21 protein-coding genes are annotated in these 23,419 nt (G+C 63.2%); 15 read left to right on the forward strand and 6 right to left on the reverse strand.

The annotated features are described in order from the left end of the window. Nucleotides 1–503 precede the first annotated feature (503 nt). The 6 genes from C84B14_RS15475 (at nt 504) to C84B14_RS15500 (ending at nt 6,093) form a co-directional block, all read left to right on the forward strand. Nucleotides 504–1,232: a LuxR C-terminal-related transcriptional regulator gene (locus tag C84B14_RS15475; protein WP_353225423.1), complete on the forward strand. Its 729-nt coding sequence runs from the start codon at nt 504–506 to the stop codon at nt 1,230–1,232. Between the two features lie 423 nt (nt 1,233–1,655). Then, on the forward strand, nt 1,656–2,180 hold the full coding sequence (locus C84B14_RS15480; protein WP_348765240.1) for a CsgE family curli-type amyloid fiber assembly protein: 525 nt from the start codon (nt 1,656–1,658) through the stop codon (nt 2,178–2,180). A gap of 11 nt (nt 2,181–2,191) precedes the next feature. Then, nucleotides 2,192–2,596, forward strand: coding sequence for a curli assembly protein CsgF (locus tag C84B14_RS15485; RefSeq protein WP_348765241.1), 405 nt, complete (start codon nt 2,192–2,194; stop codon nt 2,594–2,596). A gap of 40 nt (nt 2,597–2,636) precedes the next feature. Continuing rightward, entirely contained in the window at nt 2,637–3,467 is an 831-nt protein-coding gene (locus C84B14_RS15490) for a CsgG/HfaB family protein (protein WP_353225425.1), read from the forward strand. 948 nt (nt 3,468–4,415) lie between these two features. Then, nucleotides 4,416–4,988, forward strand: coding sequence for a hypothetical protein (locus C84B14_RS15495; RefSeq protein ID WP_353225427.1), 573 nt, complete (start codon nt 4,416–4,418; stop codon nt 4,986–4,988). A 61-nt stretch (nt 4,989–5,049) separates the two neighbouring features. After that, nucleotides 5,050–6,093 (forward strand): hypothetical protein, encoded by a 1,044-nt coding sequence (locus C84B14_RS15500; protein ID WP_353225429.1) that lies wholly within the window; start codon nt 5,050–5,052, stop codon nt 6,091–6,093. A gap of 350 nt (nt 6,094–6,443) precedes the next feature. Here the strand turns inward: C84B14_RS15500 and C84B14_RS15505 are convergent, their stop codons facing one another. Further along, nucleotides 6,444–6,821, reverse strand: a complete 378-nt coding sequence (locus C84B14_RS15505) for a hypothetical protein (RefSeq protein ID WP_353225431.1) — start codon at nt 6,819–6,821, stop codon at nt 6,444–6,446. 509 nt (nt 6,822–7,330) lie between these two features. On the opposite strand from C84B14_RS15505, the gene C84B14_RS15510 reads away from it, so the two are divergent. Together C84B14_RS15510 and C84B14_RS15515 are read left to right on the forward strand one after the other, a co-directional pair. Further along, the gene (locus C84B14_RS15510) at nt 7,331–8,533 is read left to right on the forward strand and encodes an acetyl-CoA C-acyltransferase (protein ID WP_353225433.1); all 1,203 of its coding nucleotides are present in this window, start codon (nt 7,331–7,333) and stop codon (nt 8,531–8,533) included. A gap of 297 nt (nt 8,534–8,830) precedes the next feature. Beyond that, on the forward strand, nt 8,831–9,970 hold the full coding sequence (locus C84B14_RS15515) for a glycosyltransferase (protein ID WP_353225435.1): 1,140 nt from the start codon (nt 8,831–8,833) through the stop codon (nt 9,968–9,970). On the opposite strand, the gene C84B14_RS15520 is transcribed toward C84B14_RS15515, so the two are convergent. After that, on the reverse strand, nt 9,967–10,842 hold the full coding sequence (locus C84B14_RS15520) for a glycosyltransferase family 2 protein (RefSeq protein WP_353225437.1): 876 nt from the start codon (nt 10,840–10,842) through the stop codon (nt 9,967–9,969). The genes C84B14_RS15515 and C84B14_RS15520 overlap by 4 nt on opposite strands. Then, nucleotides 10,839–12,926 carry an HAD-IIB family hydrolase gene (locus tag C84B14_RS15525; RefSeq protein WP_353225439.1) on the reverse strand — a complete coding sequence of 696 codons (2,088 nt, stop codon included), beginning with the start codon at nt 12,924–12,926 and terminating at the stop codon, nt 10,839–10,841. Before C84B14_RS15525 ends, C84B14_RS15520 begins: the two co-directional genes overlap by 4 nt. Before the next feature lie 45 nt (nt 12,927–12,971). On the opposite strand from C84B14_RS15525, the gene C84B14_RS15530 reads away from it, so the two are divergent. The 6 genes from C84B14_RS15530 (at nt 12,972) to C84B14_RS15555 (ending at nt 19,634) form a co-directional block, all read left to right on the forward strand. Further along, nucleotides 12,972–14,036: a glycosyltransferase family 4 protein gene (locus C84B14_RS15530; protein WP_353225441.1), complete on the forward strand. Its 1,065-nt coding sequence runs from the start codon at nt 12,972–12,974 to the stop codon at nt 14,034–14,036. A 172-nt stretch (nt 14,037–14,208) separates the two neighbouring features. Then, nucleotides 14,209–15,258, forward strand: a complete 1,050-nt coding sequence (locus C84B14_RS15535) for a glycosyltransferase family 2 protein (RefSeq protein ID WP_353225443.1) — start codon at nt 14,209–14,211, stop codon at nt 15,256–15,258. Continuing rightward, complete coding sequence (locus C84B14_RS15540) at nt 15,243–16,286, forward strand: acyl-CoA dehydrogenase family protein (RefSeq protein ID WP_353225445.1); 1,044 nt, start codon at nt 15,243–15,245, stop codon at nt 16,284–16,286. Before C84B14_RS15535 ends, C84B14_RS15540 begins: the two co-directional genes overlap by 16 nt. Further along, on the forward strand, nt 16,283–16,951 hold the full coding sequence (locus C84B14_RS15545; RefSeq protein WP_353225447.1) for a PIG-L deacetylase family protein: 669 nt from the start codon (nt 16,283–16,285) through the stop codon (nt 16,949–16,951). The genes C84B14_RS15540 and C84B14_RS15545 overlap by 4 nt, the downstream gene beginning before the upstream one ends. Next, a complete protein-coding gene (locus C84B14_RS15550) occupies nt 16,948–17,535 on the forward strand; it encodes a class I SAM-dependent methyltransferase (protein ID WP_353225449.1) in 588 nt (195 codons plus the stop codon). The genes C84B14_RS15545 and C84B14_RS15550 overlap by 4 nt, the downstream gene beginning before the upstream one ends. 164 nt (nt 17,536–17,699) lie before the next feature. Continuing rightward, nucleotides 17,700–19,634 (forward strand): MFS transporter, encoded by a 1,935-nt coding sequence (locus tag C84B14_RS15555; protein ID WP_353225451.1) that lies wholly within the window; start codon nt 17,700–17,702, stop codon nt 19,632–19,634. Here C84B14_RS15555 and C84B14_RS15560 read toward each other — a convergent pair. From C84B14_RS15560 to C84B14_RS15570, 3 genes are all read right to left on the reverse strand, one after another. Then, nucleotides 19,600–20,223 (reverse strand): TetR/AcrR family transcriptional regulator, encoded by a 624-nt coding sequence (locus C84B14_RS15560; RefSeq protein ID WP_353225452.1) that lies wholly within the window; start codon nt 20,221–20,223, stop codon nt 19,600–19,602. The genes C84B14_RS15555 and C84B14_RS15560 overlap by 35 nt on opposite strands. A 129-nt stretch (nt 20,224–20,352) precedes the next feature. Then, nucleotides 20,353–21,120 (reverse strand): SDR family NAD(P)-dependent oxidoreductase, encoded by a 768-nt coding sequence (locus tag C84B14_RS15565; RefSeq protein WP_353225454.1) that lies wholly within the window; start codon nt 21,118–21,120, stop codon nt 20,353–20,355. Between the two features lie 49 nt (nt 21,121–21,169). Further along, nucleotides 21,170–22,087, reverse strand: coding sequence for a LysR family transcriptional regulator (locus C84B14_RS15570; protein WP_348765686.1), 918 nt, complete (start codon nt 22,085–22,087; stop codon nt 21,170–21,172). 577 nt (nt 22,088–22,664) lie between these two features. Here C84B14_RS15570 and C84B14_RS15575 point away from each other — a divergent pair. Then, nucleotides 22,665–23,138, forward strand: coding sequence for a flavodoxin family protein (locus tag C84B14_RS15575; protein ID WP_353225457.1), 474 nt, complete (start codon nt 22,665–22,667; stop codon nt 23,136–23,138). The last annotated feature ends 281 nt before the right edge of the window (nt 23,139–23,419 follow it).

Consider the following 23,419-nt stretch of genomic DNA (forward strand, 5'->3'; position numbering starts at 1 on the left):
CGAGAGCGCCCGCTCTACCGCGCCATGCGCGGTTAAATGCGCGGTAATCAGACGCCAGCCGCACGTTGACGACAAACACACAACGCGCGACTTGGTTGGGCGAGCGGCGAGCATCAGCTGACTTCGGCGCCTTATGCTTCGAGTTAACCGCGAACCCAGGCCGCCATTTCTGCGGCGCCCACGTTCGCACCCCAACCCCAATATTTGCGCCACCCACAGCCACCCGGCGCGGGGTCGATCAAACGCCTGTAACAAAGCCGACGAGCGGTCAAAGGCGACCAGCACTCGTACGACTCTCATACACCGGTCCGAGACTCTTCAGATATTGCTCGCGGAATCAATCCGGTAAAACGCTTAGATATATTTTGAAACTGCGGCCAAGCGGCCGACTCACAAGACACCGCGCCCTACCCGAACCGATGCAACTGACAATCAGATTTTATTTAACGGGCGGCGCGTGAAAGTATTTTGAGGGGGTGGGGGATTGCGGGGAGACTTACGCTATGAAGTGCAGCAACGCAAAAATCATTTTTGTCACCGACAGTAATTCGCAAAGTCGGCTATTCATAGAACATATCGAAGCACGCCTAAAGTGTGAAATATCCTTGCTATCGCCTGTCGATTCGATCGAAGCGATTAAGAACAATAACGCTTTGATTTTGCTCGATGCTGCAGAGATGGATGACAGCCGCATGCAGAATTGGTGCGTGTCGGCCGCAGGCAAACAAGGCCTCGTACTTGCGGCAATCAACTTGCGTGACGAAAACCACGCCACTCAGGTGTTAGCGTCTGTGTACTTGAAAGGCGTATTTTACCGTCGCGACAGCGTCGACCTCATCTGCAAAGGCATCAGCAAACTGCTGGACGACCATCTTTGGATGTCGCGCTCGCTGATGACACAGCTAATCGAGCGCTACCGTAATCAGCAACTCAATGCCTATCGCCCGGTGGGTGGACTGACGCAGCGCGAGCTCGAGATCATTTGCCTGCTGGGCTCGGGCGCCTCCAATAACGCGATTGCGCGCCAGCTTTTTGTGAGCGAACACACGGTCAAGTCGCATCTGTACAACATTTTTCGCAAGCTCGACGTTCGCAACCGAATACAAGCCACGAACTGGGCCCGACAGAACCTTGGCGTACTACCGAATATTTCAGCGTCAGCCGCTCGAAAGCCGGCGGAAACGCGCTCGGCCAAAAATGGTTTAGCCGGGACGGACGCCCCGGGGCTATAGCGCCGTACTCGCCTGAACCACTGGCGCGCTGGCACTCGCGCAGGGCGCAAGCGCTTCGTTGGCTTCATATTCGCTACGAGCTTACCCACGCTCTTTCTTTCGGCGCTCTGCGGGCGACAGCCGCGAGCGCCGTTGCGTGCGTCCGGCACAAAGCACGCCCTCCCCTCGGCGAATGCACGAAGCATGAGAAAACTCATACCCACGGCGCCGCAAAGGTTTAAAAAAACAACCCGTGGGATGGTTCTTTAGCCCGATGGGATTTGGTCGCGGGCGCTAGCACACTGGCCGAACGAAAATTCAGGGCGCTGCTTAAAAATTACTGGACGCGGCGCCACAAGGATCTGCCAATCGTCACGCGTTTTATTGCCCGAATACATTGTTTATGTGTTTGGCAAGACGACTTACGGATGTCGAATACCAATAATGAACACACAAAATCGACGTTCAACCTATGCATACCGCCTGGCAGCTATTGCCCTGTTCATTCTTGCCGAACTTGGACAGGCCCAGACAGAAGTCGACCCCGCGGAGCCAAGCCCAAAGTCCGTGAACGACACGTCGTCCATTAATCGACTCGAGAGCGAGGATGGCCCTCGTCTCGAATCGGCCTACAACGGTAGCAGCGAGCTCACCGGCGTGTTGGTCGATCGAACCCTAACCGTCATCGGCCAGAACTTCTATCGCGCATTCAGCCAGATCGGGATGGGCCACCCCATCATCCGCGGGGCCACACTCACGATCCACGAACGCCCCGATGCCCGCTGGGGCATCCAGCTCTGGATAACCGACGGGCCCCGCGTGTACTTCGAAACACGACTATCACCGCGGCTCAGCGACGCCGACGATGTCGCACGGCAGGCCATCGACCTGGTCGAGAAAGCCATTCTCAAACGGCAGCTTTCGGCGGCACTCAATCCCAGTGCCGATCTCGGAAAAGAAGAACTTTAAACGGGGGCCTCATGAAACGCGCCAACATTATCGCCATCGCCGTGCTGGGTATGTCGCCTGTGGCTGGTGCCGGCGAGCTCGTTTATCAGCCCATCAACCCCTCGTTCGGGGGTGATCCATTCAACGGCAGCTACTTGCTCAACAAGGCCCAGGCCCAGGATACCCACGAACCACCAGGGCGCTCGCGCTACGAGCCGCTCTCGGCAACCGAGCGGCTGGTTCAGAACCTGCAAAGCCGGCTGATCTCGCAACTTATCTCGGATGTAGGGGCCGGCGAAATCAGCGAGGGCGTGTTCGACAGCGACGAGTTCGGCGTCGTAATCCGTGACGAGAACGGCCAGCTGAGCATAACGGTCACCGACAAGGCCACCGGCGATGTCACCACCATCAACGTAGGCGGCCTATCGGGCTTCTAATAAGCACAGCAGATAGAACAAAGGGCAGAGGGGGCAAGCCATGCGGTTTATTGTTGTATTTCTGATGATTACAAGCCTGACCGGCTGCGCCGCGGTCGTCGCCAACTCGCGCGGGCTCGAAGGCCAGCCTGCGACGCTCACGCCCCGGAGCGGAACGTACCAGGATCTGCTTGCGCTACCCCCACCGGCCGGGCAGATTTACGCGTCGATTTATGATTTTCGAGATCTGACCGGGCAGTACAAACCCGCCCCGGCCAGCACGTTCTCGACCGCCGTCACTCAAGGTGCCGCGTCAATGCTGACTGGTGCCCTCGCAGACTCCGGCTGGTTCATCCCCCTTGAGCGCGTGGGACTGCAGAACCTGCTAACGGAGCGCCGTATCATCCGCGCAGAGTTCGAACGCTTTGGCCAGCCGGATACGCTGCCCTCGTTGAGGGCGGCCTCCGTGATGCTGGAGGGCGGCATCATCGCCTATGAATCGAACATCCGTACCGGTGGCGCGGGCGTTGAATATTTCGGCATTGGGACGTCCGGCCAGTATCAGGTCGATCAGGTGACCGTGAACCTACGCGCAATCGAGATTTCGACGGGCAAAATCCTTGCAAACGTAACAACCACCAAAACCATTTATTCCAGAGAGCTACGCGCCGGTTTTTACCGCTTTATCGATTTCAGCAGACTGCTGGAAGCCGAGGCCGGATACACCAATAACGAACCCGTACAGCTGGCAGTCATGGCTGCGATCGAGGCGTCGGTAATTCACCTGGTCGCGAAGGGCGTAACCGCCGGACTCTGGAAACTGCGCGAGGGCGTACAACTCGAGGGCACCATTCTGGACGTTTACCTTAACGCGCCCACCCCACTCCTCTAAGCACTCTCTAAATTACTAGGTCGCGAATAAACGCTCTTGCGGCGCTTGAAGGGCACGCGTACGAGAAACTCCCCTCTACTCTAAAAACTATTAAAAATGACCTGCCTTCGCTCGTTTTCGGCTATCCGGACACCCGGTGACTGATTAAGCCTTTTTTTGGCCGAATCAAGCGTGTCTCATATCGCGGCGCCTTTTCAGCCTGCTCGCATGAAGCCAACAGCCCGGGACTGAATAGCCAGCAATTCGTCTGTGTTCAGTCCTCCGCTTGCGCTGTCGCAACAAGCACGCCGCTTAACCACCTGAATTGAGCCGAGCCAGCCCATTCCAGGCCCTCGACATAAGGGCCCCGAAACCCGGTCGAGCCAATTAAAAAAATGGCCACCCCATGCCTTTGCCCGTGTATTCGCCGCGACGCAGACCGCTTACCACGACGCGTGATTTCTCGCTATTGCTTCCAGGCTTTTTTGCCATGCTATCAAGCACGTACCCAAAGTCGCCCGATCGGAAACGAGTGACCACACAGGAAACGGTGCCTCTGAACCTACCGACGCCGCGTTCTCGGCTCTGAGCACCCGCCTGGTCAATCGATAATCGGCCCCGTGGCGAGAGCGCTCGCCCGCCCAGGCGCCAGCCCACGCTTCCCATTGACGAGGTGCGACCCGGCCGCGTGGTACGACATCCGCAGACTCGGCTTCCCTCTTTTTGCCCCACCAAGCACTCGGCACAGGGGCGGCCGAGGGCATGTGCTTGAGCCCACGAGCACCGAGAAAATCCGAGTATCAGGAACCTAATACTTCATCCCGTGAACGAGTTCAGAAATTTCAGACTCAAGTTGGTTCTTTAGCCCTATACCGCCAAATCGAACAATCCTGCAGAGTTATTCAAACGCCAATCGGCATGGGATTTACGCACTCACCGAGTGCCTATTCAACATAGCGATGCGATGCCATGTTCAGCACAGCGCAACATAAGACAGAAACGGCATTCATTAACAGGGCGTTATATACGCTCGTGCTTTGCACCCTGTTGGTGTTCGCCATGCATGCACGAGCAGCCGCCAGCGAATCGATAGCCGATGGTGTTGCAAGCCAAAGTGTAATCCAGGCGTCAGCAGCCGGCGCCGTCGTGCCGAAGAATCCTAACGTTTCTTCAAATCACGGACACGAAAGCGTGAGCGTCATTGCCCAGGTGGGCAGCAATAACGCCGCACATGTCGTGCAGTCGCGCAACAAGGCGGTATTTAGCTCGGGCAACTATGCCGCGATCTACCAGAACGGCAACTGGAACGAAGCCAATATCATCCAGTCCGGCGGCAACAACGCCGGCTTGATCGGCCAGATCGGCAATCACCACCAGGCAACGATCGAGCAGCGCGGCAATAGCTTCGACGCTCGAATCAACCAGACCGGCTACCACAGCGATATCGCAATTTCGCAATCGGGCAGCGGCTTGCGCAGTCTATCCGTGGGACAGGCCTCTGTCTCCGGCCGGGCGGCGCCAGTCGTTATTCGTATGTACTGAGCAGGCCTTAGCTCAGTCATTCAGGCATGACCAAGGCACCATCAAACCCAGGGGAACCCAAATGAAACTCCAACGCACCACTATCGCGACCGCGACCGCGGTCGCTCTTGCTCTCGGCGCCAGCTCTGCGATGGCAAGCAACAGCTATTCGGATGTCCAACAGTCGGGGGACTACAACGACGCGACCGTCAGTCAGAACTCCTACGATACCTCCTACATCGACCAGTCCGGCGACGACAACGACGCAGTCGTCACCCAGGCCGGTTATCGTTCGAACATGTCCACCGTTGATCAGATGGGCGACGACAATACCGCCACGGTCGATCAGGGCGGCTGGGGCTACAACGACTCGTATATCGAACAGGCCGGCAACTCCAATACCGCCACCGTCGACCAGGGCGGCGGCACGCTGCTGGGTGTTGCGCTCGCTTCCGAGAATAACGAGTCGACCATCTATCAGTCCGGGGATAACAACGACGCCTCGGTCGCTCAGGGTGGCCTGGGCTTCAACGACTCGTATATCGATCAGTCCGGCTACGACAACACGGCCAGCGTTACGCAGACCGGTGGCGGCTTCAACGGCTCCAACATCTTCCAGTCGGGCGACGACAACGAGGCCACCGTCACGCAAGGCGGTTTCGGCTTTAACGACTCGTACATCCATCAATCCGGCTCTGACAACACTGCCACGGTCGATCAGAGCGGCGCAGGCTTCAACGAGTCGATGATCGATCAGAGCGGCAACAACAACATCGCCAGCGTCGACCAGGACGCACTGCTGGTGGGTGACAGCTACTCCTTCATCGATCAGTCCGGTGACGGTAACGAAGCCGACGTGGAACAGCGCCGCTTCGACAACGAATCGGAAATCATCCAGTCCGGCAACGGCAACTTCGCCGACGTCGACCAGAGCGGCAACGGCGGGTTCTTCGGCCTGGGCGGCGGCGACAATGACTCGTACATCACGCAGAGCGGCAACTATAACGAGGCGTACGTGATGCAGTCGGGCAACGACAACCTGGCTCGTGTCACTCAGGCGAGCAACAGCAACTATTCGATGGTCGCACAGACCGGAAACAGCAATACCGCGACCGTCACGCAGTAAAAGCCCATCGCTTGCTGTTCTGTTCGGAGCCCCACTACGGTGGGGCTCTTCTGTTTGCGTGCTTTTCTTTCACCGATGCGCGGCGGCAGCCGAGCGCAGAACGCGGCAAGCACCACGCTACACGGCTAATTCGTATTAACCATCAAAACGTCGCTTTTTTTGCGCGATATCCGCGATCGATAGCGAATTAAAACGTTATGACCTCAAGCCGTCGCCGCTGCCTGGGTTAACACGGGCTCGAGGACGCTTGGCCAATGCAGGGGCGCCGCCGAACTCTCGCTCGCGAGAGAATCCTCGCCAACCTTGGTTCCAGAAGAAAAACCCGGTCGCGGCTACCATTGATCAGCGAATCACCGCACCGTCATACGCACAACGCTACCGCCGCCTTGGGTCGAAGAACGGGAGCGGTTGCCATTCTTTAGAATTTCGACTTCTAGCCGCCCGGTGGGGGTCAACACCGTAACGGTGCCCGATATTGCAACGCCCCGATACATATGAACGGCTGGCGCCTCGCCTGACGTCTCGAACTGTTCCTGCTCACCATTCTCGGCCGTGACCGTCCACGCAGCCGCGTAGCGGATGTCGTCCGATCCGTTGATCGACACTTGAATAGCGGCCGCGCTGTGTTTTTCCGGATCGGGCGCCATATCTTTTCCCCAAGCCAGGCTCGCCGGACCGGTGCAAATCGCGGCGACTACGCAAGCGGCGAGCAACGACTCTTTCGGCATGGCTGTTCCCCAGTATTGTTGTCATCAATACTATCTACGCAAACATCGTCCAGCCAATATCAAAAGGAAATATATTTTGTATTTTCAGCTTTTATTCTATCTATATTACTTTTATTGCCCTAACCGAATAATTTACGCGTATTCGAGAGGCGTCTTGGCAACGGGCAAACGCGAGCGCCGTGCTACGTATTTGGCAGGTATACCGGCAATAACTTCCGCCGGCGATCCGGCACATCAGTATCCTGCAGGGGCGTGCTGTTTGCGGCTATGTGCCCTGACGGCGGCCGCTTGTTCAAGGCGGCGCTGAACCAACTAGTACAGCTTGACGGGTCTGGCATCGCTTAACATACTGCACCGACCTTTTTGAAAGAGCATTTCAAAAAAGGCACTAGAAATAATCGTTACAGAGGGTCGCCGGCCGCGCCCCCTTATCAAAGCCATACCGCCGCGCCAGCCTCGCAGCCGCGACGTGTGGCGACTGACGACCACGAAAAATCATGAGGAGTCCCATGCGACAAGCAGTCATCGTTTCAACCGCCCGCACGCCGATCGGCAAGGCCTATCGCGGCGCCTTCAACAACACCCAGGCACAGGCGCTCGGCGGTCATGCCATCGAGCATGCCCTCAAGCGCGCCAAGCTGCAGGGCGAGAACATCGACGACGTGATCATGGGTGCGGCACTCCAGCAGGGCTCCACCGGTCAGAACGTGGCCCGCCAGTGTGCGATCCGTGCCGGCCTGCCGACTTCGGTGCCGGGCATGACCATCGACCGCCAGTGCGCCTCGGGCCTGATGGGCATCGCCACCGCGGCCAAGCAGATCGTCAACGACCGTATGAACATCGTCGTCGGCGGCGGCCTCGAGTCCGTGTCGCTGGTCCAGAACGAGCACCAGAACACCTTCCGTGCCCGTGACCCGTGGCTGGTCGAGCATCGCCCCGACATCTATATGTCCATGCTCGAAACCGCCGAAGTGGTGGCCGATCGCTACAATGTCTCGCGCGACGCCCAGGACGAATACGCCTACCAGTCGCAGATGCGGACCGCCGCTGCCCAGGAAGCCGGCAAGTTCGACGACGAAATCGTGCCGCTGACCACCATCAAGAAGCAGCAGGACAAGCAGACCGGGGAAGTCAGCGAAGTCGAAGTCACCCTCGATAAGGACGAAGGCAACCGTCCGAGCACCACGCTGGAAGGCCTGCAGGGCCTTAACCCGGTGTTCAAGAACGGCCAGCAGATCAGCGAAGGCCGCTTCATTACCGCCGGCAACGCCTCGCAGCTGTCCGACGGCGCCTCGGCCAGCGTGCTCATGGAAGCCGCCGAAGCCGAACGCCGCGGCCTTGAGCCGCTGGGTGCCTATGTCGGCATGGCCGTGGCCGGTTGCGACCCCGACGAAATGGGCATCGGCCCGATCTATGCCGTGCCGAAACTGCTCGAGCGCTACGGCCTGAAAGTCGACGACATCGGCCTGTGGGAGCTCAACGAAGCCTTCGCCAGCCAGTGCCTGTACTGCCGCGACTATCTCGGCATCGACCCGGACAAGTACAACGTCAACGGCGGCTCTATCGCCATCGGCCATCCCTACGGCATGTCCGGTGCCCGCATGACCGGCCACGCCCTCATCGAAGGCAAGCGTCGCGGCGCCAAGTATGTGGTCGTGACCATGTGCGTCGGTGGCGGCATCGGTGCAGCCGGCCTGTTCGAAGTGTTCTAAACAGCACGGCCTTGCAGCATTCAGCCCGTGGCTGAATGCTGGCCGCCAACCGAGCCCTTGGCACCCGCAAGACAACGGGTGCCCGGGGCAGAAAAAGCCGCCTTCGGGCGGTTTTTTCGTTTCTACCTGTGTGCAGAGCCAATACGCGAATTCTCGGATAGCGCTTGTGCTACCCCGAGCGCGCACGGACGTTTCGTACACGACTACCGGAAACTACGGTTTCCGCGAACGCGCGCTGGGCCGATCATGACCGCATAGATTCCCTGCCCGGCCACCCCGGGCTTCGACGCGTTCGCCATGGCCAAGCCGATCAGTTTCTTCGTTCATCACCAGGGCCGCGGGCATGCCCAGCGCACCATGGCGATCGTACGCGAGCTGCCGGCGACACAACCGGTGAGCGTGCTCACGGCCGACCCGTCGTTGTTCGACGGTTTCGAGCGCGATATCGAAATCGTCGCCCTGCCGAACATGATCGGCGCGCCCGTACCCACGCCCGAGCTCTACGATCAGCCCACGCCATCGGTCATGCACTGCGTACCGCTGGGCCTGGCCGCCATGCGCCAAACCATGCGCCGTATTCTCGACCATCTGGACGATCGCGATACCGGGCTGTTCGTAATCGACGTATCGGCCGAACTGGCCCTGCTCGCACGTATCGCGAGCGTGCCGGCCATCAAGATTCGTATGCACGGTAATCGCGGCGATGCCGGGCACCTGGCTGCCTACGATGCCTGTGCCGGCATGCTCGCCCCCTTCGACGAACGTCTGGAACAGGCGGACTACCCCGACTGGGCACGCGCCAAGACGTTCTACAGCGGCGGGCTGTGCACCAGTCATGAACACAACAACGACCGAACCGCGGCACGCCGGGCGCTGGGCCTGCCGCTTGATCGTGAAATCGTGGTGGCCATCACCGGCGGCGGCGGCGCGGGTACGCCCTATGCGCCCTTGACCGTGGCCGCCCGGGCCGCGCCCGAAACGCTGTTCGTCACCGTCGGCCCGCTGCATCGCGAGGGGCACGAAACCGACTTCGCCAACCTGGTCAACCACGGCTGGGTATCGCATACCAGCGATTACATCGCTGCCGCCGATATCGTGCTCGCCTCGGCCGGCGACAATACGGTCCACGAGGTCATGCGGACGGGGCGTGCGTTCATCTGCGCGCCGGAGTGGCGCTATTTCGACGAACAGCAGCGCAAGGCCGAATCGTTGGCCGCCGTCGGTGCGGCGATCCACCTGCGCAACTGGCCGGGCGATCTCGACGGCTGGCGCACGTTGCTTGAACGGGCCCGAAAGCTCGATATCGAACACCAGCGCGGCCTGCATTCGCCCGAGGCGGCGGCCCGTGCGGCCGGCTGGCTGCAGTCGCGCATGGAAACGCTATGGCATGACGACGACAGACGCGCCCCGCAGCCGGTGGCAATGGCCGCCAACTAGCCGTAGCGGACCTCGCCGTCCAGGCGAGCAGCCCTTGTTTCCTCGGCGCTCGGCCGGCGACGCACCACGATATCGCCTGCCGTAGGCGACCAGTCGATCAGGCCGGCGTCGCGAAACATGGCCAGCCAGTAATCCATGCACCAGCGTCCCCAGCGCGCATGGAACCGGCGGGCGTTGGTGACGATCGCCTCGAAATGCGGATACGGCGGCCGGTACAGGGCATGGTGCTGATGCCAGGCACGCGCTCCCGCAAGCCAATAGAAGTCGATGCCCGCCATTGCCAGACGCCAGGCATAGTCGGTTTCTTCCCCGCCATAGCCTTCGTAAGCCTCGTCAAAGCCGCCGGCACGGGCATGGTCGGCGTGGTGCAACGCGAACGACAGCCCCCAGAGTTGGCCCGGGTCGCCTTCGGCTAGCGGCGCGTCGGTGGCGAGCCGTGGGCGCGCCGGATGAAGCTCACCCAGCCGATCCAGGCGTTCGAAATCCGGCCTGCCAGCGGCGTCCACGCGTACCGCATCCGCCGGCAGGTAGCGCACCTCGCCCATGAACAAACCCGCCCGCTCGACCAACGCCGCGCGATAGCGCTGCACCAGCTCAGGCGCCGGGATACAGTCCACGTCCAGAAAGATCAGCCCTTCGTGGGCGGCCCGCTCGGCGGCCAGATTGCGGGCCCGTGCCAGCGGTAGATGCGCGCCCGCGACCCGAACATGCCGCACGGCGAAATCCGTGGCCGGCAGATCGTCCTCGATTTCGGGCTGCATCCAGGCGATGACGAGTTCATCCGGCAAGCTCGACTGAGCATTGAGCCCGTGCATGAGGTTGACTAGATGCGCGCGCCGGTCGCGCACCAGGGTGAGTACGCTCGTCTTCACGAGGCGTGGCAACGCGCCTGAAAATGCGTCACGCCTTCGATGACGCCCCGCGCATGGCTGGCACCCGCCAGATAGGCATGCCCCAGCCCGGCCGCCTGGGCCAGCCCGTCGCGATAGTTGGCCACCACAATCGCACAGGGCAGCATCTGCAGCATGTCCAGATCGTTGGCCGAATCGCCGGCCACATAAACCCGCTCGTGGTGGGTGTCGGTGGCCTCGGCCAGATAGGCCACCGCCGCGCCTTTCGACGCGCGTATCGGCAGCACGTCCACGCAGCGATCGTTGCTGTGAATCACCTGTGCCTGCAGCCCGTTGTCGGCCAGCAGCGCCCGCAGGCGCGGGGCGATGTCCTGCCCCGGCTCGCACAGATAGCTTATCTTGTGCTCGCGCTGCTCCAGCGGCGACTGGGCGACGAGTTCGTCCACGCCGTCCAGCACTCGGGTAACCGCGGCTCGGTTCCAGCCCTGGTTGATGCGAGCGGCCCAGCGGGTATCGCAGACGTAGGTCACGCCGTCGGCCGCCAGCCGATACACCTCGGCGCCCACGCAGGCGATAAGAAAATCCGGCCAGGCAATGCCGGCCTGCTCGAGAATCAGCAGCGCGCTATGAAAGCTGCGCCCGGTCGCCACGCCGAAGCGCAGCCGCGGCTGGCCGGCATGCCAGGCATTGAAGTGCGTCACCCCCTGCGCACAGCCCACCAGCGTGCCGTCGATATCGCAGACCAGCATGGCATCGGCCGGCGCAGCGGCCCGGCGCCGACGTTCAGGCCCGCCATCGCATAAGCGGTGTAGCAGCCGATGGTAATAATCGACGTGGCGGGCCCAGTCGAACACGCTCGTGGCCTTGCGCCCACCGGCCTGGCAGGCCAGCCAGCGCTCGCGGTCGTCTAGCAGTTCGATGGCGGCCGTGGCGATGGCATCGGTGGAACAGGGGTTGACCAGCACGCCGTTGTGGCACTGCTCGATGATGTCGTTCGGCCCGCCGGAATCGGTGGCGACGACCGGCAGCCCCGCGGCCGCGGCTTCCAGCAGCGTCAGCCCGAAGGGTTCGTTGAACGCCACGTTGGCGAACAGCCCGCAGCGCTCGCGTGCCCAGGCATAGACTGACGGCACATCGGCGCCGTGGTGCTGTTTGGGGTAGGCGATGCGGCCATACAGATCGTAATGATCGATCAGCGCCAGCATTTCGCGCAGGTTGTCGGCGATCTCGGGTTCCAGCGCATCCAGGGATTGCCGCCCGCCGGCAAGAATCACCAGATTGGCGCGTTCCTGCAGCGCCGGGGACTCGCCATAGGCACGAATGAGGCTGGCCAGGTTCTTGCGCGTAACCGGGCGTGCAATGGCCAGCAACGCGGGTTTGTCCGGCTCGTTGAGAAAACGCGACATCAGCGCGTGTACCCGCGCGTTGGGCTGAGAACGCGCGAAGGCCTGCAGGTCGCTGGCCGGGCGGATTACGCGGATACGGCCGGGGTCGTATGCCGGGTACTGCGCATACTGAAGCTCGGCTTCGTCGCGTGAGCTGGCGATCACCAGACTCGCATCGCGCAGCGCCTGGTTTTCAACCTCGATACGACGATCGAGGGCCACGTTCGCCGGGGCGTTTGCCTGTCCGGCCGCCGCCGCATAATCGCGTTTTGGCTGGCCCAGCGAGTGGGCGGTGAACACGAAGGCAATACCGCGCCGGTTCTTGACCTGTGCCGCCACATGGGCGGCATCCGCGTAGTGGGCATGCAGCAGGTCCGGCGCCCGGTCGAGGCTATCGATATAGCCGACCAGCCGGTCGCTGAACGCCGGCAGCTGATCCCAGAGTTCTTCCTTGCTGCGATAGGCCGAATCCGGCGTGGGCAGGCGGATGATGCGCACCTTCGGGTTCACGTATTCGCAGCCGCTGCGATAGTCGCCCGCGGTGAATTCCGCATCGAAGGCGCGCGTGACGATATCGATCCGCTCGATATCCGGGTCGCGTGCCGAGGCCTGGGCCAGTTCCAGCAGGTAACGAATATGCCCGCCGGTATCGGCGGTGAGCCCGTATTCCACGTCGTGGGCTCGAAGACACCCTTGCAGAGCGATGTGCATGATAAACATGGGCGCGCTTTATCCTGTGTCGCCGTGAACCATCATCCCCGTGCCATGACCCTGAACCGGCCGCTGCGCATCGCGCAGATCTCACCGCTCATCCTGCCCCTGCCCGCAGCCGAAGCCGGCGGTACGGAGCGTATCGTGGTCGACCTGAGCTATGCGCTGAACGCGCTCGGCCACCAGGTCACCGTGTTCGCAAGCGCCGACAGTCAGCTCGACCTGCCCTGCGAGAGCGCGCTTGAAAGTCTCGCCTTCTTCGAAACCCGTGACGGCCACGTGCCGCCCGGGCTGCCCGGCGTACTCGAAGCCGCGCTCATGGAGCGGCTGCGTGAACGCCTGGCCGATTTCGATATCGTCCACTGCCACGGCGAATTCTTTCATGCCGCCCTGCTGGGCGAGCAACGCAAACACAGCCTTACGACCATCCACTGGCGCACCGACGAACTCGATCGCCAGCTTTTCTTCTCCGCCTTTCCGGACCTGCCGGTGGCCGCCATTTCGGCCAGCCAGGCACATACGATACCGGCGTCCAACTGCCGCGGCGTTGTTGCCCACGGCCTTGACCCGGCACGCTTTGCCCCACCGCCGCCGGTCGAGCCCGATCACAGCCTGCTGTTCATCGGCCGCATGACCGATCAGAAGCGTCCGGATCGCGCGATCGACATTGCCCGACGCTGCGAACATGCACTCAAACTAGCCGGAAGTCGCGACCCCGGAAATCCGTACTATTTCGAACACCACGTCCAACCGGCGCTGGGCGGCGCTATCGAGCACGTAGGCGCGATCGACGATGCACGCAAGCGCGAGCTGCTCCTGGCGGCCCGCGCGCTGATTTTCCCGATCGACTGGCCGGAGCCCTTCGGCCTGGTGATGATCGAGGCCATGGCCTGCGGCACGCCGGTGGTCGCGTGGAACAACGGCGCCGTGCCGGAAGTGGTGGAGCACGGCGTGACCGGCTTCATCGTCGACAGCATCGACGAGGCCGTAGCGGCCGTGGCTCGCCTGCCCGAACTCGACCACGGCGTCATCCGTGCACGCTTTCTCGAACGCTTCACCGCCGAGCGCATGGCGCGCGACTATGTCCGCCTCTATCGCCGGCTGCTCGCGGATGCGTGAGCACTTTGCAATGGCGCGCAACCCATTCACGACCGCATTACTACGCATTACCCGGTTTTCGCCCAGGGGCTACCATCCATGCCTATGCCGAGCCACTCGAGCACGCCCCATGGGTGAACCTGTTTGCCGCGGGGCCGTCCCGCCCGGCGCCCGCCTGGCGCGGCCAGCGGCCATGAACTGCCCCACACGTACGCGCGTGGCGATCTGTGTACCCGTACGCGACGAACGCGAGTGCCTGCCCGCCCTGCTCGATGCCTTCTCGCGCCAGCACCGGCCGCATGCTGATCTGGTGGTGTGCCTGTTGTTCGACGGCTGTGATGATGGTGGCCATGCCTATGTCCAGGCACGCAAAGCCGAGCTCGACTATCGGCTGGTCAGCGCGCGGATCGAGCGCCTCGCGGCAGCCCGTGCCGGGCGCGCACGACGCGCGGCCATGGCGCTGGGCGCAGAAACGCTTGCCCGCGATCGCCAGCCCGGCGACATCGAACTGCTGCTGAGTACCGATGCCGATTCCATTCCGGCCGCGGACTGGGTCGACGCCAGCATCCGCGCGCTCGAACACGCCGATGTCGTGGCCGGCTATATCGAACGCCCGGATGCGCCCCCCATGGATATGCACCGCCGCGTGGAACGCTACTGGGAACGCCTGCGCTGCCTGCAACGCACGGTCGACCCACTCGACCACGACCCGGCGCCGTCGCACCCGTCACAGGGCGGTGCGAGCCTGGGCTTTCGGGCCAACGTCTATGCGGCGCTGGGCGGTTTCGACGATATCGCCACCCACGAAGACGTCCGCCTGGTCACCGCGGCCCGGGCTGCCGGTTATCGCGTGCGCCACGATCGCGGCGTACGCGTGGCCACGTCGTCGCGCGTGCACGGGCGCGCCGTCGACGGCCTGGCCGATACCCTGCGCGCGCGCCAGTCTTGCCACAACATGCCCGCGGTGCAGAACCCCGACACAGCCCTGGCGCGTTATCGCCTCTGCGCCCAGACGCGCGCCGCCTTCGACGGCCTCGATGACGCCGCAACGGCCCGCGCGCTGGCCGAGCACAGCAACCGCTCGGTGGACGAACTGCGTGCGATCGCTGGCGAATGCGCCAGCGCCGAAAGCTTCGTCATGCGGCTCGTGCCCGACCCCAAAAACAGCGAAGAACTGGCGCTCGATACCGCCGAGCAGCGACTCGCCCAACTGGAAACCGCCCACGCATGTCCGACCGCATGACCGATACGCCCGATCTGGCCAGCCTCGACCGCGACGCCGGCGATAGCGCCTATATGGCCGCCGGCATCGCACGCCTGCAAACGGGCCTGGCATTCGACGATCCGGCCGACGCCGCGACCTATCGGATACTGCTGCGCCGGCTCTATGCCGCCGGGCGCTTCGACCTGCCCCTCGGTCGCCTGTTCGAAGGCCATATCGATGCCCTGCAGATCATCAACCGTTACGGCGATACCAACGCCGCGGCCGCCCTGCACGCAGCCGCGCGCCAGGGCGCCTGCTTTGGCGTATGGAACGCGCCGCTGGCCGGCGAAGCGCTCACGCTCGCCCACGACCGACTCGATGGCGGCAAGGCCTTCGCATCAGGCGCGGGGCTGCTCAGCCATGCACTGGTCAGCGCCGAAGTGCCAGACAGCGACGCCAAGCAGCTGCTGGTCGTCGATCTCGCGCGCACGCCGCCGACCCTCGATACCGACTGGTGGCAGGTGCTGGGTATGCAGCGCTCGCATACCCATCTCGTGCGCTGGCACGAGGCGCCACTAAGCGACCACGACATACGCATCGGCCAACCCGGCGACTATGAGCGCGAACCCTGGCTCAGCGCGGGCGCGCTGCGTTTCGTGGCCGTCCATGCCGGCGGCATCGCCGGGCTGTTCGACGGCGTGCGCCGACATCTCGTCACGCGCCAACGCGAAGGCGACCCGCACCAGGCCGCCCGGCTGGGGCGCCTGTTCGGCCTGGCCGATAGCGCGGCCGCCGTGGTCGATCGCACCGCTACTCGCTTGTATGAAACCGATGCCGATCATCATCCGGCGCTTGTGGCCAACGCCCGCAGCGCGGTGTTGGACGCCGGCGAACAGGCACTCACCCTCGCCCAGCAGTGCGTCGGCCTGTCCGCGTTTTTCGAAACCGATCCCCTGTGCGCGCATATGGCCGATCTGATGGTCTATCTGCGCCAACCTGCCCCCGATGCCCAGCGGGTGAAAACCGGCACGGCCGCGGCGGCCGGGCATATCGAGCTGTCGCTATGAACGCGCCGGATCTCGACCACATTGCACGCGCCCACGTCGTCGCCCCGCATCCAGACGACGAAGCCATCGGCGCCTTCGGGCTCATCGCCGCCCTGCGGGCACGCGGCACGATGGTCGACGTCACCCTCGTCACCGACGGCGGCGCCTCGCATCGCGAAAGCGAACGCTGGCCGCGGGCGCGGCTGCGCGATACCCGCTATACAGAAACGCGGCGCGTGCTGCGCCGCGCCGGCATCCGTCATCAGGACCTGCGCTTTCTCGGCTATGCCGACGGCGATCTCGGCTTTGAAGGCCCGGCCACCATCGCGCGTCTGGCCCGCGATCTCGCCCGCCGCCCGCGCCCCGAGCTGATCGTCACCCCGTCGATGCACGACAACCATGCCGACCATCGCGCCGTGGCGGCGGCGGTCAAACGCGCCTGGCCGGCCTCCATCCCGCGGCTGTCGTATCTGGTCTGGCCGCGTATCGAACCGCACCACCCACGGCCACGCGGGCGTAATCTGCGCCTGCCGCTACGCCGCCGCGCGGCCATGAAACAGGCCGCGCTCAAACTCTATCGCAGCCAGTTCGGCCAGCTCGTCGACGATGCGCAGGGCTTTACGATCGGCCGCGATCTGCGCGTGCGCTTCGGCCATCCCGTCGAACGCTTCGGCCGCCGGCCATGAAATCCGCGCATCGCCAAGCCATCGACCTCGCCGGCTTCGAAGCCAAGTTCCGCGCCGGCCCCGACCCCTGGCACACGTTTACCGCCCGCGATGAAGCCATCAAGCGCCAGCGCATCCTGCGCGCGCTCGGCCACGGCCCCATGGCCCGTATTCTGGAACTGGGCAGCGGCAACGGCTCAAACAGCCAGGCCCTGGCCCGACGCGCCCTCAAGCTGCAAGCCTGCGACGGCAGCCCCAGTGCCACCCGGCTCACCCGCGACGCCCTTGCCGATGCACCCCACGCCCACGCCTGGCAGATCGCCCTGCCCGCCCGCCTGCCGGGCACCCGCTACGAAGCCGTGGTCATCGCCGAACTGCTCTACTACCTCGAACCCCGCGCCATGCAACGCCTGGCCCGCGACGTGGCCACGGTGCTCACCCCCGGCGCCCGGCTCGTGCTCGCCCATCATCAGATCGAATTCCCCGACAACACCCAGCGCACCGCCGGTATTCACACGCGCTTCATCCACGCCCTCGACCGGCCGCTGAAACGGGTGCGAACCTTTCGCGCCCAGCGCTGGCGGGTAGATGGCTACCGCCTTTAGCCAAGCCGCGCCGCGCTAGCCGATACCGGTTCCCCCCCCGCCCACAAACGGTGGCGATGGCGTTCGCGGCGGCTCCGAGTGCCCGTTTAAATCATCAACAACCTTGCCAGCAGATTCTTCCACTGCTATAAATTGAACACCGTTTAATTAATTCGGATCGCAGCATGGCTTCCGGGCAGTTCAGGCTTCTTGGCGAGCGGCGGTTTTCGCCGTTCTTCTTTACCCAGTTCCTTGGCGCGTTCAACGACAATCTGTTCAAGAATGCGTTGGTCATCCTCATCGCCTTTCAGGGGTCGAGCTGGGCTATGACCGAGGGCGGCATGAGCACGAACGTGCTGGTGAACGTGGCGGCGGCGTTGTTCATCCTGCCCTTCTTTCTGTTTTCGGCCACGGCCGGCCAGATTGCGGACAAGTACGACAAGGCCACGCTCATGCGCTGGATCAAGGTGCTGGAGATCGTGATCATGGCCGGGGCGGCTGTGGCCTTTGCCCTGCATAGCCTGGTGCTGCTCATGCTGCTGTTGTTCCTGATGGGCGCGCAGAGCACCTTGTTCGGGCCGGTGAAGTACGGCTATCTGCCGGCGCATCTGGACAACCGCGAGCTGACCGGCGGCAACGGCATGGTGGAGCTGGGGACGTTCCTGGCGATTCTGCTCGGCACGATCGCCGGCGGCCAGCTGGTGCATACGGTGGGCGATCGCACGATTGTGATCGGGGCAAGCGTATTCGTCTTTGCGGTGCTGGGCTGGCTGGTGAGCCTGTTCATTCCGCGTACGGCGCCCAGCGCGCCGGACCTGAAGTTCAACTGGAACCCGATCACCGAAACGGTGCGCATCGTCGGCTACGCGCGCGAGAACCGGACGATCTTTTTGTCGATCATGGGCATCAGCTGGTTCTGGGCGGTGGGGGCGATCTATCTGGCGCAGCTGCCCAACTATGTGCGCGTGGATCTGGGCGGCGATGAAACGGTGGTCACCCTGCTGCTGGCGCTGTTTTCCTTTGGTATCGGCATCGGCTCCATGCTGTGCGACCGGCTTTCGGGCGGGCGGATCGAGCTGGGGCTGGTGCCCTTCGGTGCGGCCGGCCTGGTGTTGTTCGGCGTGGATCTGGGCTTTGCCGGCGTGGCCACACCCGCCAACGAAGTGGGTCTGGGCGCGTTTCTGGCCCTGGATGGCAGCTGGCGGGTGCTCGCGGATCTGGGCCTGATCGGTCTGTTCGGCGGTTTTTATATCGTGCCGCTGTATGCGCTTATTCAGGAGCGCGCGCCGCGCGAGCGGCTGTCGCGCATCATCGCGGCCAACAGCATCATCAACGCGCTGTTCATGGTGCTGGCCTCGCTGTATGCGGTGGGCGCGCTCGCGCTGGGGCTGAGCATTCCGGGGCTGTTTCTGGCCACGGCCATCATGACGGCCGCGGTGGTGGTGTTCATCTTCACGCTGGTGCCCGAGTTCACCATGCGTTTCATCATCTGGCTGCTGGTGAGCACCATCTACCGGGTGCGCAAGCGCGGGTTGGAGAACATCCCCGAGGAAGGCGGCGTGCTTCTGGTGTGCAACCACGTGAGCTTCATGGACGGGCTGATTCTGGGCGGCTCGGTACGCCGCCCGGCCCGCTTCGTGATGTATCACACCATCTTCGATATCCCGGTGTTGTCGTTCATCTTCCGTACCGGCAAGGCCATTCCCATCGCCCCCGCCAAGGAAGACCCGGAACGCCTGGAAGCCGCCTACGACGACATTGCCCGCGAGCTGGAAGATGGCCAGGTCGTCTGTCTGTTCCCGGAAGGCGCGATCACCCGCGACGGCGAACTTCAGACGTTTCGTGAAGGCGTTGAGCGGGTGGTGCGACGCACGCCGGTGCCCGTGGTGCCCATGGCCTTGAGCGGCATGTGGGGCAGCTTCTTTTCGCGCAAGGGCAGCCCGGCCATGAAGCGGCTGCCGCAGCGGTTTCGGTCGCGTATCGAGCTGATCGCCGGTGAGCCGGTCGCGCCGGAACAGGTGGATGCCGCCGACCTGCAGCAGCGTGTGCAAGGCATGCTCGACAGCGGCGAGCCGGTGCCGGCGCCTAAGCGCGCGAACCCGCCGGCGACGTCCGGCTGACCAGGCCGGCCAGGTAGTGGGTGATCAGGTCGTCGGTCAGGTGTTCGGTCGCCTGGCCGCCGACCATATGCAGCTTGCCGGTGAGCGTGAGGATGCATACGCCGTGTACCCCGCTCCATAGCGACTGGGCCGCGGCATCGAGCGCTGCGCCTTCGGCACCCGACACCCGGGCCAGCGGCGCCATGATGAGCTCCACCAGCTGGGCGATACGGGTATCGATGAAGTCCGGGCCCGCCACGCCTTCCGGCAGGCGATGCTCGAAACAGGCCCGCCACAGGTTCGGGTGGCCGCGGGCGAAATCCGCATACGCCCGCGCGGCGCCCAGCAGCTGTTGTTCCGGGTCGTCGGTGGCGGCCACCGCGGCCTGCATGGGCACCCGCAGGCGGTCGAGCGTGCGCGCGTTCACCTGCAGGATGAGATCGTCCAGATTGGCGAACACCAGATAGATGGTGCCCGGCGTATAGCCGATCTGCCGGGCGATGGCACGCGCGCTCAGCCCGGCCAGGCCCTTGTCCACGATCAGCTGCTCGGCGGCCTCGAGCATGAGATCGCGCAGCTGTTCGCGGGTGTGTTCACTGCGGCGTGCCATGGATTATCGCCCGGCCAAATAGGGCCAGCATAGCGCGATAGTGAACGGCGTTCATTATCGGCACGGCGCCCCGACCCAAGCGGCCGGGCGCAAACCAGGGCGTGCCGTCATATCTTATGACGACACGCCCTACAGCGTGGACTGCAGATGCCCGCCGTCGACCGTGATCGTGCTGCCGGTCATGTAGCGCCCGGCATCCGAGGCCAGTAGCAGCAGCGGGCCGACCAGGTCGTCGACATGGCCGAGCTGGCGCTGCGGAATCCGCTTGAGCATCTTCTGCCCGGCGTCGGTTTCGAAAAAGCCGCGATTGATATCGGTAGAGATATAGCCCGGCGCGATGGCGTTCACGCGGATGCCGTAGCGTGCCCATTCCAGGGCGAGACTGCGGGTGAGCTGTTCCAGCGCACTTTTCGAGGCCGCATACGGGGCCAGTGCCGCCGCTACGCGATGGCCGAGAATCGACGTGATGTTGATCACGCTGCCCGGCTTGTCGGCCTCGCGCAGCCGCCGGCCGCATTCGGTGGCTACCCGCCAGCAGCCGTTCAGATTCACCTCGATGGTCTTCAGCCAGTCGGCCTCGTCCATGTCCATGGCCGGGGCGGCCGCGGCCACGCCCGCGTTGCAGACCACGATATCGACGGTGCCGAACGCTTTTTCCGCTGCGTCGAAGCCGGCAGTAACCGATGCGGTATCGCTGACATCCATGGGCACGACCGTCGCCTCGCCGCCGGCGTCGCGTACCGCGTCGGCGGTGGTCACGAGCGGGCCTTCGCGGCGCCCGCACAGCACGACTTTCGCCCCGGCCTCGGCCAGCGCGGTAGCAAAACCGCTGCCCAGGCCGCCGCCCGCGCCGGTGATAAGCGCAATACGGCCGGTCAGATCGAATCGATCGGTCATGGGTATCTCCTGTTGTTGTTCGAAATCGCGGCAGACGCCTGCCTGGCCGTCAGCTTAAATGTTCGCGGGCGATGGCGATAATGCGCTCGCGCAGCCAGCGGTGGGCCACGTCGTGGTGGTCGAGCGCGCCCCAGGTCATGCCGATATGGAATTCCGGCAGCTCCATCGGCGGGTCGAGCACGGCCAGGCCCAGATGCCGTGCCTGATACCGGGCGATGCGTGCCGGCAGCGCCACAATCATGTTGCTGTTGGCCACCAGCTCACGCGGCAGCTGATAATGACGGGTAAGCACGCTGATCTGGCGCGAGCGGCCGGTATCGGCCAGCACTTCGTCGATACGCCCCAGCCCCACGCCGGTCTGGGTGATCAGAATATGTTTTTCCGCAAGAAACGTTTCCAGCGTGAGCTCGCCGTTGGCCTTGACCAGCGCCGGATGATCCTTGCGGATCAGGCAGGCCATGCGATCGCTCCAGAGCTGCTGCTGGTGGAAATTGGCCGGCAGCTTGCCGAACCGGTTGACCAGCACGTCCGCCTCGCCCCGCTCGATCTGGTCGATGGCATCGCTGCCCGCGCTGAGAATATTGAGCGCGATGTTCGGCGCCTCGCGCTCGAGCACGCCCACCACATGCGGCATGAGCACCGAGGCCGCATAGTCGGTAATGAGAATGGTGAACAGCCGCTCGGCGGTGGCCGGTTCGAATGCGCGGTTGGGCGCGATCGCGCTTTCCAGCTGGGCCAATGCGTTGCGCACCGGACGCTGCAGTTTGAGCGCACGGTCGGTGGGCTGCATGCCGCTGGCGGTGCGTACCAGCACCGGGTCGCCCAGCAGTTTACGCAGGCGCCGCAGCGCGTTGCTCATCGCCGGCTGGCTCAGATCCATCGCCAGCGCCGCTTTCGTTACGCTGCGCTCACGCAGCAGCGCATCGAGAAAGACGAGCAGGTTCAGGTCGATATCCCGAACATTCATTGCATGAATACGTGCGCCGCAAAATCAGGCGCAAGCATAGCATCCCGGGCCGGGCAGAATCGCTATCGTCGCCGCGCCAGAAAACGGTGGCCGCAGTCGATGCAGCGATAGTAGTTGCGCAGGTTCATCATCTTTCTGAAACCATGTCGGCGTAACGGGAGCACGCCAAAGCTTTCGCACTTGGGGCACCGCTCACGATTCTTCTCGACAACTTCGGCCGTCATGGCAGGTATTGACCGGTTGTGGCAACAGCAAACCTCTATGGGCGAGGCACAGGGGCAAGCGTACACCGTTTCCATCGAGCGTATGACAACGATTCATCCACAATTTAACTTGGCCGCGATTCAAATGCGGGCCGTCTCATTGCGGGTCAGATACTTAGGAAAAGAATGCTGTATCTGCAAATTAAAATAAATTTCGCTCCACCCTTATTCCGATATTACAGAACGATTACAACGCTACAACAACGCGCATTCCGTGCTGCGCCGCCTGCACATACTGCCAGTCAATAGATCAGCGGGTTGGCTTTCGAACCCTCTTTTCTGAACAGCTTTATTTTCTTATAGGACTAAAAAACATGAGCGATACCTGCCGTCACGTCGTGGTGATCGCGCACGCGCCCTCGCCCAACACCCGCCGCCTACGCGATGCGGTGCTACGCGGCCTGAACAATGCGGACATAGATCGCGTCAGCGCGCGCTGGATCGCGCCGCTGGAGGCCGGGCCGGAAGACGTGCTGGCCGCCGACGCGGTCATCCTCGGCACGCCGGAAAACCTTGGCACCATGAGCGGCGCGCTCAAGGACTTCTTCGATCGCAGCTACTATCACTGCCTCGACCATACCGACGCGCTGCCCTTCGCGGTCTATATCCGCGCCGGCCACGACGGCACCGGTACACGACGCGCCATCGAGAGCATTACCGGCGGGCTGCGCTGGAAGGCCATACAGGCACCGTTGATCTGCCAGGGCACATTCGATTCGGCGTTCGAAAGCCAGTGTGAAGAACTGGGCCTGATGATGGCCGCCGGCCTGGAGTCGGGCCTTTTTTAACAGCAGGCATGATGAACCTGCACAAAAGATGGGCACGCTGCACCAGATTGGCCCTACGTGCCGGCACGCTGGCCACGGACCTCACGCCACCCGTTGCCGGCCTGGCGAACCGTATCCCGTAACCGAATGATCGACCCGGCGCCGGAACGACGGCACGTGTCCGCCTGTTTCACTGCCGTCGAAAAACAGGCGTCGGCGCCTGGCCGCCGTGCATTTTCAATAGCTTCGCCGCCGTTGGCGGCCGCGATGGTGTACCCATTCGCGCGTGGCTAATACGACGA

This window comes from Salinisphaera sp. C84B14, assembly GCF_040361435.1.
Classification (GTDB): domain Bacteria; phylum Pseudomonadota; class Gammaproteobacteria; order Nevskiales; family Salinisphaeraceae; genus Salinisphaera.